The 10,494-nt window shown below is 41.1% G+C and carries 11 protein-coding genes and 1 pseudogene; 9 read left to right on the forward strand and 3 right to left on the reverse strand.

The window, feature by feature from the left end; all coding sequences use genetic code 11:
- The first annotated feature begins 1 nt into the window (after nt 1).
- On the forward strand, nt 2-1,423 hold the full coding sequence (locus JWG41_RS02865; protein WP_205268443.1) for an ammonium transporter: 1,422 nt from the start codon (nt 2-4) through the stop codon (nt 1,421-1,423).
- Nucleotides 1,424-1,461: 38 nt separating this feature from the next.
- Nucleotides 1,462-2,106 (forward strand): LIC11874 family lipoprotein, encoded by a 645-nt coding sequence (locus JWG41_RS02870; RefSeq protein ID WP_205268444.1) that lies wholly within the window; start codon nt 1,462-1,464, stop codon nt 2,104-2,106.
- On the opposite strand, the gene JWG41_RS02875 is transcribed toward JWG41_RS02870, so the two are convergent.
- Nucleotides 2,103-2,849 (reverse strand): menaquinone biosynthetic enzyme MqnA/MqnD family protein, encoded by a 747-nt coding sequence (locus tag JWG41_RS02875; RefSeq protein WP_205268445.1) that lies wholly within the window; start codon nt 2,847-2,849, stop codon nt 2,103-2,105. The two genes, JWG41_RS02870 and JWG41_RS02875, sit on opposite strands and share 4 nt — an antisense overlap.
- Nucleotides 2,850-2,920: 71 nt before the next feature.
- Between JWG41_RS02875 and JWG41_RS02880 the strand changes: the two genes are divergently transcribed.
- On the forward strand, nt 2,921-3,775 hold the full coding sequence (locus tag JWG41_RS02880) for a CheR family methyltransferase (RefSeq protein ID WP_205268446.1): 855 nt from the start codon (nt 2,921-2,923) through the stop codon (nt 3,773-3,775).
- A 5-nt stretch (nt 3,776-3,780) separates the two neighbouring features.
- Here the strand turns inward: JWG41_RS02880 and JWG41_RS02885 are convergent, their stop codons facing one another.
- On the reverse strand, nt 3,781-4,293 hold the full coding sequence (locus JWG41_RS02885) for an HIT family protein (RefSeq protein WP_205268447.1): 513 nt from the start codon (nt 4,291-4,293) through the stop codon (nt 3,781-3,783).
- 72 nt (nt 4,294-4,365) lie between these two features.
- Between JWG41_RS02885 and rsmH the strand changes: the two genes are divergently transcribed.
- The 6 genes and pseudogenes from rsmH to JWG41_RS02915 form a co-directional block, all read left to right on the forward strand.
- Nucleotides 4,366-5,310 (forward strand): 16S rRNA (cytosine(1402)-N(4))-methyltransferase RsmH, encoded by a 945-nt coding sequence (rsmH, locus tag JWG41_RS02890; protein ID WP_205268448.1) that lies wholly within the window; start codon nt 4,366-4,368, stop codon nt 5,308-5,310.
- Nucleotides 5,298-5,654, forward strand: a complete 357-nt coding sequence (locus JWG41_RS02895; RefSeq protein ID WP_205268449.1) for a hypothetical protein — start codon at nt 5,298-5,300, stop codon at nt 5,652-5,654. Before rsmH ends, JWG41_RS02895 begins: the two co-directional genes overlap by 13 nt.
- A complete protein-coding gene (locus JWG41_RS02900; protein WP_205268450.1) occupies nt 5,651-7,177 on the forward strand; it encodes a UDP-N-acetylmuramoyl-L-alanyl-D-glutamate--2,6-diaminopimelate ligase in 1,527 nt (508 codons plus the stop codon). Before JWG41_RS02895 ends, JWG41_RS02900 begins: the two co-directional genes overlap by 4 nt.
- Before the next feature lie 10 nt (nt 7,178-7,187).
- Nucleotides 7,188-8,300 carry a phospho-N-acetylmuramoyl-pentapeptide-transferase gene (gene mraY / locus JWG41_RS02905; protein ID WP_205268451.1) on the forward strand — a complete coding sequence of 371 codons (1,113 nt, stop codon included), beginning with the start codon at nt 7,188-7,190 and terminating at the stop codon, nt 8,298-8,300.
- A gap of 28 nt (nt 8,301-8,328) precedes the next feature.
- Nucleotides 8,329-9,477 carry an FtsW/RodA/SpoVE family cell cycle protein gene (locus tag JWG41_RS02910; RefSeq protein ID WP_205268452.1) on the forward strand — a complete coding sequence of 383 codons (1,149 nt, stop codon included), beginning with the start codon at nt 8,329-8,331 and terminating at the stop codon, nt 9,475-9,477.
- Nucleotides 9,474-9,917: pseudogene (locus JWG41_RS02915) on the forward strand (UDP-N-acetylglucosamine--N-acetylmuramyl-(pentapeptide) pyrophosphoryl-undecaprenol N-acetylglucosamine transferase); the annotation flags it as partial. The gene JWG41_RS02910 and the pseudogene JWG41_RS02915, both read left to right, overlap by 4 nt.
- Here the strand turns inward: JWG41_RS02915 and JWG41_RS02920 are convergent.
- A partial coding sequence (locus tag JWG41_RS02920; protein WP_269750420.1) for a UDP-N-acetylglucosamine--N-acetylmuramyl-(pentapeptide) pyrophosphoryl-undecaprenol N-acetylglucosamine transferase occupies nt 9,833-10,494 on the reverse strand: 662 nt, incomplete at its 5' end. The pseudogene JWG41_RS02915 and the gene JWG41_RS02920 overlap by 85 nt on opposite strands.

Raw genomic sequence — 10,494 nt, forward strand, 5'->3', positions numbered from 1 at the left:
TATGAAACAGTTTGGAAATTTTTTACTGATTACGATTCTTCTTCTTGGCTCCTCCATAGGAGCTGAAGAATCCACAAACGCAGAAAGTTTAGAGAACTTGGCCCGGGAAATGGCAAGTATCAAAACGTCTCTCGCAGAAACAAAACTTGCTTTAGAGACCACCAAACAAGAAGCAAACTGGGTATGGACTTGCATTGCAGCCTTCCTTGTATTTTTTATGCAAGCTGGTTTTGCTTATGTAGAAGCCGGATTCACAAGAGCAAAAAATGCAGTGAATATCCTTATGAAAAACTTCTCCGATTTAACTGTTGGGGCAATTGCTTATTGGGTGGTTGGTTTTGGAATTATGTTTGGACCTCAAGTCCTCACCGGTTTTGGAGTAGGAGTTCCTTCTTTTGCCGAAAGCCTGATCAATTCAGAAGATGGAAATATGGATCCTGCTAAGTATACTTTCTTTATCTTCCAAATAGTTTTTGCTGCAACTGCGGCAACGATCGTTTCCGGTGCCATGGCAGAACGAACCAAGTTTTCCGCTTATTTGGTTTTTTCCATTGTGATCACTGCTTTTATCTATCCCATCTTTGGATCTTTTGCTTGGGGAAGTCTCTTTGGAATCTCCAGTGGATTTTTAGAAACCTTGGGACTTGGTGGTGGAGAAGGCGTTGGGTTTCATGACTTTGCTGGATCCACTGTGGTTCACAGTGTGGGTGCTTGGGCAGGTCTTGCCGGAGCGATTGTGGTTGGTCCTCGCATGGGAAAATTCCAAACCGATGGTAGAGTCTATCCAATCCTCGGACACAATATGTCTATGGCAGCCCTCGGAGTTTTTATCCTTTGGTTTGGTTGGTTTGGGTTCAATCCAGGTTCTACCACTTCGATTGAGGGTGGAAGTTTTGCTCGCATAGCGGTCGTTACTCATATGTCTGCTTGTGCCGGTGCGATTTCCGCAATGGTTCTCACTTGGCTTTTGTTTAAAAAACCAGAAATTGGTCTTACCCTAAATGGGGGACTCGCGGGTCTTGTGGCCATCACAGCTCCTTGCGACGTGGTGAGTATCACGGGAGCAGTTTGTATTGGGGCAGTTGCTGGAGTTCTTGTGATTGTTTCGGTTCTCTTTCTCGACAAAATCAAAATCGATGACCCAGTCGGTGCGGTTTCAGTTCACGGGGTTTGCGGAGCCTGGGGAACACTGGCAGTGGGACTTTTTAGTTTGGATACAGGACTTTTTTCCGGTGCTGGCTTTGCCCAATTTGCGGCTCAGGCCATCGGTGTGGTGACTGCCTTTCTATGGGCTTTCCCGACTAGTTTTGCGGTATTCTATATCATCAAAAAAACAATGGGACTTCGCGTTTCCGAAGAAGAAGAATTGTTAGGTTTGGATATTTTAGAACACGGAAACGAGGCTTACCCCGTTTCCAAATAGTCCTTGACCCTGGGCTTTCTTTATGGGAAGCCTAGGTTGTGTTTCGATTTCTCCCCCTTACCAGCCTCCTATTATTTTTCTTTGGTTGTTTCGAATATGAAGAAACCATCCTTTTCCGGAAACAAAGTTCGGGAACGGTCGAAATTGCTTATACGGTTCCTTTAAAAAAAGATTCCAATGACTCGCTCATCAAATTCCTTCCCACTTCCAAAGAAGAAATCATTACCTCAGTCAAAAAGAAATCAAATAACAATCTGCAAGTTCGGGACTTTACGTTTAGGGAATTAGAAAAATCAGAAACTACGGATATGTATTTCAAACGAAAGGGGAAGGTGTCTTACAAATTAGATTTTGAAGATCCCATCCATTTAGAAGGCGTTCTCATTGGAACTTTTTCTATCAAATCCAAACCTAGATCTTTAGTGGTAAAACGAGATTTTCCTAACCTAACAGATAACACTGTTGTTGATACAGGTGCGGGAGAAAAGAAAATCATTTCAGAAACCTCTAGGCTTCTACGGGAAGGTCGGATCCAATTCAAAGTTTTGTTTCCGAAAGATTCAGAATGTAGTTCGAACCGAGGTTTTATAGGGCTTGGAAACTTAACCTATCAAATTCCTCTCCAAGAAACCTTAGAAAGTCCCGATTCCAAAACCTGGGAATACAAAATTCGTTTTTTCTAAACGAGTTTGAGTTCTCTTGCTGTTTTGATAAACAAATCAAATCCATCTAAATTCTTTTGTTCCGGAATATAATGTAACTCTTGTTTAAGGTAACGATCGGTTACAGCTATGGGCAGGCGTTTTTCTTCTTTAATGATAGAGTCTAAATCCTTCAGTCCATATTCTAAGGCGGAAAGAAAAAGTTTATCGTCCCAAACTCGTCCCTTAGGAAAGGCCCAAAACGCAAAACAGAAATAAAGCCCTGTCGACTGGTTCCACCATTCCGCAAGATCCACCACTTGGTAGCCCGCAACTGGGGTTTGTAATAAGGCATGATCCCCAAACAAAAGGTGAGATCCCTTTCCATTTTCCATCATCAGTGAAATTTCAGAAGCCGGAGTTGGAATGACCTCCACCAATTTGCCAAACTCACGAAAGAGAAGGCATTGGAGAAGGGCCACACTCGAACGGGAACCTTTGTCGGTATACAGTACCTTGGGAAGTCCTGGTTCCGATTCATGACGGAAGAAAAGAACAGAACGAACCACATCTCTTGCACAAACTCCGACGACTTTTGTGTAGTCCAAAGTCTCACGATTGCGTTCGCATTCGATAGAAGAAACTAGGGCGCAGTCCAATTCTCCTTGTTTTAGGAGTTCGATGAGGACACTCGGGTTCTCATAAACTGGTATAAATCCGGAAGTTCTCTCAAAATAGAGGGTTAGGGGGCGGGCATTCAGGTGTTTTACGATGCCTATTTTCATTATCTAGTATCCCTTATAAAAAACAACTTGTCAGAACGAGAAAAGAGTGTCGAATCACTTACGAGGACAAATTGGACTTTCGAACATCTTTAAACACAATCGGTGATGCCGAATTTGAATTCATTAAAAATTTAGTGTACAAACAAGCTGGGATTTTTTTAGCACCACATAAAAAAATTATGGTCCAGTCTAGACTGAATGCACGCCTCCGTACTTTGGGAATCGAAAGTTTTGAAAACTATGTAGCCAAATTAAAACTCGATCCAAAGTTTGCAACCGATGAGATGCAAGAACTCATCAATCGCATAACGACAAACAAAACGGATTTCTTTCGAGAGAACCACCATTTTGAATTTTTAAAGAATCAATACTTTCCTGCCTTAGAACAGGCGGCAGCGAGTGGTGGACCAAAAACTTTGCGGATTTGGTGTTCTGCTTCTTCCACTGGAGAGGAACCGTATTCGATTGCCATTACTGTTTATGATTACTTCAATACAAAAGGTTGGAATTGCAAAATCTATGCTTCCGACATTGATACACAAGTCATTGCGACAGCCAAAAAAGGTCTTTACCGAGATGAAAGATTAGAACCTGTATCGGAAGCCCTCAAAGCAAAACATTTTATCAAAACCGTAGAAAAGGATCATGTTTTCTATGAGGCGAAACCACATCTGAAAGCTTTGATTGATTTTAGACAAATCAACCTTTTACATTTTCCTTTTCCGATTACTGATAAGTTGGATTTGATCTTTTGTAGGAATGTGGTGATTTACTTTGACAAACAGACACAAAAAACTTTGTTCCAAAATTTTGAAGTCAGTTTGAAACCGAAAGGGTATTTAATCCTGGGTCATTCGGAAACGATGTTTGGAATCTCTGAGAGTTTTAAATTTTTAGGACATACCATCTACCAAAAGAAAGACTAAGAACCTTAGTCTTCTTTTGTCCAAAGTTGTTTTAGATCATCCCACATTTGGTAGGGTTCATAGATGACAATCCTGGTATTGGAAAGTACATCTAAAAATCCTGCCTCATTGGGAAATCTAGGCACAATGTGTTCATGGATATGGGGAATGGATCCGCCACTATTTTTCCCTAAGTTATAACCAATATTAAATCCCTGTATCTTCCATTGTTTTTCAAGGATCCGCATTGCTTTCTGGGTCAGTCTATGGATGTCCAGTGCTTCTTCTTCTGTTAACTCTAAGTAATGGATGATATGACGTTTGGGAAAGATGATGATATGCCCGGGATTGTAGGGGAAAAGATTGACTGAGACAATCGAGAGTTCGGTCTCTGCTATGGTTAGATTGGGGACAATTTCGTTTTTGTCTCGAACACCGCAAAGAATACAATCCACATTGGGCCTGTCCCCTTTAGCATAACCCAATTTCCCTATGCTGAACAGGTTTTTTCGGATAGAATGCTCTTCATAGGAACTCATTTGTACTTTCAATCTCCCTAAAGGATTAAAGGATTGCAAGGATTTTGACAAGTATACAGTAAGAAAGTAACAGTGTCAGAATCTCCTCATATTCCCGTACTTCCGAGCGAAGTCATCGATTTACTCAAAAAAACGGAGTCCTCCGACCCTCAGTGGTTCCTAGATGGAACTGCCGGTGAAGGTGGTCATTCCAAACTGATTTTACAAACATTTCCCAATGCTCGTCTGATTCTGATCGATCGTGATGCCATCATGTTAGAACGAGCGAAAAAAGAAATCCTGTCTGTGATTGGATCTCTAGACCGCGTTCATCCCTTCCAAATGAATTTTTCCGAAGTGGACAAAGAACTTTTAGATTCGATTGAATGTCCAGGCCTTGACGGCGCCCTTGTGGATCTCGGAGTTTCCCTCTTTCATTTTCTACATTCGGGAAGGGGATTTACCTTTAAAAATGACGAGCCACTCGATATGCGACTCGAACCTCAAGTGGGCAGGAAAACTGCCGCAGATGTTGTGAACTACAGCACAGTCCTCCATTTAAAAAAAGTGTTTTGGGAATACGGAGAAGAACGTTGGGCTTTAAAAGTTGCAAATAACATTGTACAGTCGAGACAGAAAAAGAAATTCGAAACCAATACTGATCTTGTGAAACTTGTGGAATCGTCCATTCCGAGAAAGTTTTGGCCCAAAGAATCCCATCCGGCTACTCGGATTTTCCAGGCCCTTCGGATTGAGGTCAACGAAGAACTGTTACATGCTGAAAAAGGAATCAGGGCACTTTCCGATGTTTTAAAAATTGGGGGAGTCCTTACCTGTATTTCTTTCCATTCTTTGGAAGACCGAATTGTAAAATGGACTTTTCGCGATCTAAAAACAACAGACCAGTTTGAAATCCTCACCAAAAAACCCATCCTGCCTACGGACACAGAAATCCGGGAAAACAGAGCCTCTCGTTCTGCAAAATTACGAGGCATTCAAAAGATAGAACCGATATTGAATAAGAGATGGGAAAGGTGAAAGGAAACATTCGTAACATTCCAGACCAAATTTTGGGTTTTCTTTCGCCCTTAAAACCTCTGGTGGTTTTATTTCCCTTCCTTATTTTTTTTTATTCCATCGTTTGGCAAGGCCTTACCAAGGCAAAACTCACGAGACAAATCCACGAACGAACTTCCACCAAAGAAGAACTAAAACGTAAAAACGATGAGCTAAAAATCGGAATTGTCGCTTATACTTCCGCAGAACGAATTGAAACTCTCTACCGTAGAACCTACCAATTCCTTCCCATCAGTTTGGGAAACCGAACGGTCACCATCGAGCTTCCTCCCATCCCGGAAGCGGGACTTACAGAAAAACAATGAAACTATCAGAACTCATCAAACGGATTCCCGAAGTAAAACTCATCAAAGGGGAAACCTCTCTCGAAGTGGGTTATATCTGGGGAGACAGTCGCAAATTAAACAAAGATGATATCTTTGTTTTACCAGAAGACAGTTCTGAAAGACAAGAGTCCTTTTTGAAAATGGCAAATGAACTCGGATCCAAAGTGGTTCTTGTATCCAAACGTGATTTGAAACTAAAAGGTTTGGAACTCTTTTCGGCAATCTTGGAAACAGAAGATGCTGTGGGAGAAGCCCATGGTAAAATCGCCTGCCTTCTTGCCGGAAATCCGGCTAAAAAAATGAAACTTGTTGCCATTACGGGAACGAATGGCAAAACTTCTTTGACCTTTATCCTTTTCCACCTAGCAAGAAAAGTTGGTAAAAACGCAGCCCTTATTGGAACCGTACAAATCCAAATTATGGATCGGATTTTGGAATCGGGTTATACCACACCGGACGCCTCCTCACTCAATCTCCTACTCAAACAAATGTTAGAAGAAGGAATTGAATATGTATTTATCGAGATGAGTAGTCATGGATTGAAACTAGGACGAGTGGCGGGCCTTGAAATCACTTGTGCTGGATTTACAAACCTAACCCAAGACCATTTGGATTTTCATTCGAATATGGACGACTATTTCGAAAGTAAGTTTAAAATTTTTCAACTCTTAGAACAATCTTCTGTAAAGAATAAATTTGGACTCGTGGCAGGGGATGTTCCTTTTGGATCTGCGATGATCAAAAGAATTTCTGATGCCAAATTAAAATCACCAATTTATATTTTTGGAAAGTCTGGAGAATTCAATTATTCCAATACAAAACTTTCTCTTTTGAATAGCGAATACCGGTTTCATAAAAAAGCAAAAAATCTCCCTTTCATTGAAGTGCGTAGTATCAAAACAAACTTACTGGGAAATTTCAATGTCTTCAATACTTCCTTCGCCCTAGCCATTGCTTATGAATTGGGATTTCCTTGGGAAGAAGTGATCTCTTGTTTGGAAAAAATTCCCACGGTTCCTGGTCGTTTTCATGTGGTTCCTTTTCCCGATCGTTCCCGGATTGCCGTTGTGGACTATGCCCACACTCCTGATGCCTTAGAAAATATCTTAAAAAGCTGTGTGGAAATTGCTCCCAAACAACTCATTTGTTTGTTTGGTTGTGGGGGAGATCGTGACCGCACCAAACGACCGCAGATGGCTCGTATTGCCGAAACCTTTGCCGATTTTGTCATTCTCACTTCCGATAACCCAAGAACCGAATCTCCCGAATCCATTTTGGATGAAATTGAATCCGGATTTTCTCGCGGATTCCAAAGGTACGAAAAGATCACAGACCGACGGGTTGCGATCCAAAGGGCTGTAGGCCTCCTCGAACGGGATGGAATTTTGGTCGTTGCCGGAAAAGGCCACGAAACCTACCAAATCATTGGGAAAGAAAAAACGAAATTTATAGACTTTGAAGAGATAGAGAAGGCTTTTCAAAATTTGGATTTTAGTCGATAGGGGATATAGAATGTTTCAGTGGATTTATGAATCGTTTGGAAACGATTATGGTTTCCTAAGAGTTTTTAGTTATGTTACCCTTCGTGCGATGATGGCGGGCCTGACTTCTATGTTCATCACTTTTCTTTTTGGAAAGGCATTGATTTCTTTTCTTCTGTCTTTGAAGTTTCGAGAATCGGTTCGTAACGATGGTCCCCAGTCCCATGCTGCCAAATCAGGAACTCCGACTATGGGAGGTCTCATTATGATCCTCTCTCTTACCGTCTCCACTCTGTTATGGGGAAATTTACGGAACTTAAATGTTTTGTTACTTCTTGTATCTGCCATTCTATTTGCAGGACTTGGATTTACAGATGACTACATGAAGTCGGTAAAAAAAATCAAAGGAGGAATGAGAGCGAGAACCAAATTTCTTGTGACCATCTTCTTTGCTGTATCCATTACCACTATTTACTTTTACTTTACAGGTAAGTCCAACTTGATCGCCACCAAAGGGGTTGTCTTTACTATCACGGATTTATTTTTACCCTTTGTCAAAGGACCTGTTTGGAATTTAGGATTTTTAGCCGTTCCTTTTGCGATTATTGTTTTAATTGGAAGTTCTCATGCAGTGAATCTTACTGATGGACTGGATGGACTTGCTTCGGGAACGGTTGTGATTGCCACGGCTACATTTGCTCTCATTTCTTATGTATCGGGAACTCCATCAGCGGCGAATTATTTACACATTCCTTACCTTCCAGGTTCGCATGAGTATGCTGTTTTTTTGGCAGGGCTTTCTGGGGCTTTACTCGGATTTTTATGGTTCAATTGCCATCCTGCCCAAGTTTTTATGGGGGATACTGGTTCCTTATTTCTTGGATCCACCCTTGGTCTTGTTGCGATTATGCTAAAAAAAGAAATCCTTCTTGTGATCCTTGGGGGAATCTTTGTGGCGGAAGCCGTGAGTGTAATCTTACAAGTGGGTTCTTTCAAGCTTACGGGAAAACGAATCTTTAAGATGGCTCCACTCCACCACCATTTTGAATTGTCAGGTTGGTCCGAGGAAAAAGTCGTGATCCGGTTTTGGATCATTGGAATCATCCTTGCCATCATTACCTTGTCTACACTGAAGATCCAATAACCGACCATCTCCACACAAAACGACAGTTATGCAAATCTACAGGTCAATACAAAACCTCTTTCGCTTTGGGAACTCGAGGTTTGATGGACCGGTGTTATATGGAATTTTTTTACTCTTTGGAATGGGGGTTGTCATTATGTACAGTGCCTCCGTCATTCCCGCCGAACGAGAGTTTTCCGATTCAAATTATTATCTAAACAAACAACTCATTTGGGGAATGCTTGGGATTTTTAGCTTTTTAGTTTTTAGCCAAATTCCATACCAATTTTTGGTACGATGGTCCTTTGTATTTTCTGTTTTTAGTTTGTTATTACTGATCTCTGTTTTTATCCCTGGGCTTGGAAAGTCAGTGGGAACCAGTTACGGAAGGAGTTTCAATCGTTGGATCCAAATTGGAGGAATCCAAATCCAACCCTCTGAATTTTCCAAGATCAGTATTTTACTTTTTTCCTCTTATTTCTTTTACAATTTCGATTTTAAAAAAGTAAGATGGGATCGAAAGAAGATCGTATCTGTCTTATTAATTTTTGCTACTTTAGTTCTCATTGTGATCGAACCTGCGTTTGGAACGACCATCGAACTCCTTCTGGTTTTATTTTTCTTTGTTCTGCTGGCAGGATTTCCGATGAAACGTCTTTTCATTTTAGGAGCTTCGGTTTTACCCCTCCTTGTGGTTCTTGTGACTCAAGTAGGATATCGCAAAAAACGATTGGAGATTTGGCTTGATCCATATAAATTTCGGTTTGATGAAGGCCACCAGCTTGTTACCAGTTTTCGAGCTTTCTTTGATGGCGGAAGTTTTGGTCGTCCCGTAGGTTCCGGTTATGCCCACAGGTATTTGGCCTATAGTCACACTGACTTTGTTATGGCTTCTTTTGTTGAGGATTTTGGATTTTTGGGATTTCTATTATTCCTATTCGTTGTGATTTTTCTTTTTGTTCGGATCTACTTTTTACTCCAACGTACAAAAGACAAACTCGGGTTCTTCTTGGGTTCGGGGATTCTCATTCTATTTGGTTTCCAAACCATTTTGAATCTTTTTGTTGTGACTGGGATTGTTCCCGTGACAGGAATTTCCCTTCCTTTCTTAAGTTATGGAGGATCTTCCCTCATAACAATTTTTATCCTATTCGGAATTCTTGCCAACATCACGAGTAAAGAGAATTTGGTATTATGAGTGGATCTGTTTTAATTGCAGCCGGAGGAACCGGTGGTCATATATCTCCCGGAGTGGCACTTGCCGAAGTTTTGGCAGAAAAGATATCCACCTTTGGATTTGATGCGGTCTATCTGCATTCACTTGTGCGGAACAAAGACAATCCCGATCTTTTAAATCCACCATGCACTGTACTTTGGCATAATGTGCCTCAGTTAGGCGGCCTAAGAACAATTGTTTATCCTTTTTTATTTGTTTTTCCTTTCTTAAAAACCATCCTCCTTTTTCGTAAATTGAAAGTCCGTGCTGTGATTGGAATGGGTGGGTATTCGAGCCTTCCATCCATCCTCTATGCAATTCTATTTAGAAAACAACTCTATCTCTGTGAACAAAACTGTGTCCCAGGAAAAATCACTCGTATCTTTAGTCGGTTTTCTAAAAAGATTGCCTTTAGTTTTCCTTTGGCTGAAGAATATACCCTTGTGGGATCATCCGATGTGGAGTGAATGGTCACCGCTGCGCCTTGGGATTCGATATAATTGGCATTTTCTTTTTGATGGTTGTCTGCGGCATAAGGATAGGGAATGAGAACCATCGGAAGTCCAAAAACTAAACATTCGGCAAGGACTCCGGCACCAGATCTTGCCACAACGATATTGGCCCATTCGTAATTGGGTTTCATATCATTGGCATAAGAAATAATTTCTGCATTCCCAACGGATTTGCTTTTTGTTTCTTCGTATAACGAAGTACCAGTGAGAAGGCGAAATTTATATTTCGATGCAATCTCTGGATTCTCCATTGTTTTGAGAATCATTTGGTTTAATTGTCTGGCTCCTTGGGACCCACCTAATACCAACACATTGACTGTATTCTTTTTTCCTTCATGAAGGTTTTCGTTTTGGCGGATGTTTAAGGTTTCAGGAATCACACGTTTGCGGATGGGGTTTCCAATCGTCTTTCCCACAAGGGTATATTCTTCAGCCAAAGGAAAACTAAAGGCAATCTTTTTAGAAAACCGACTAAAGATACGAGTGA

The organism is Leptospira chreensis (genome assembly GCF_016919165.1).
Classification (GTDB): Bacteria; Spirochaetota; Leptospiria; order Leptospirales; family Leptospiraceae; genus Leptospira_A; species Leptospira_A chreensis.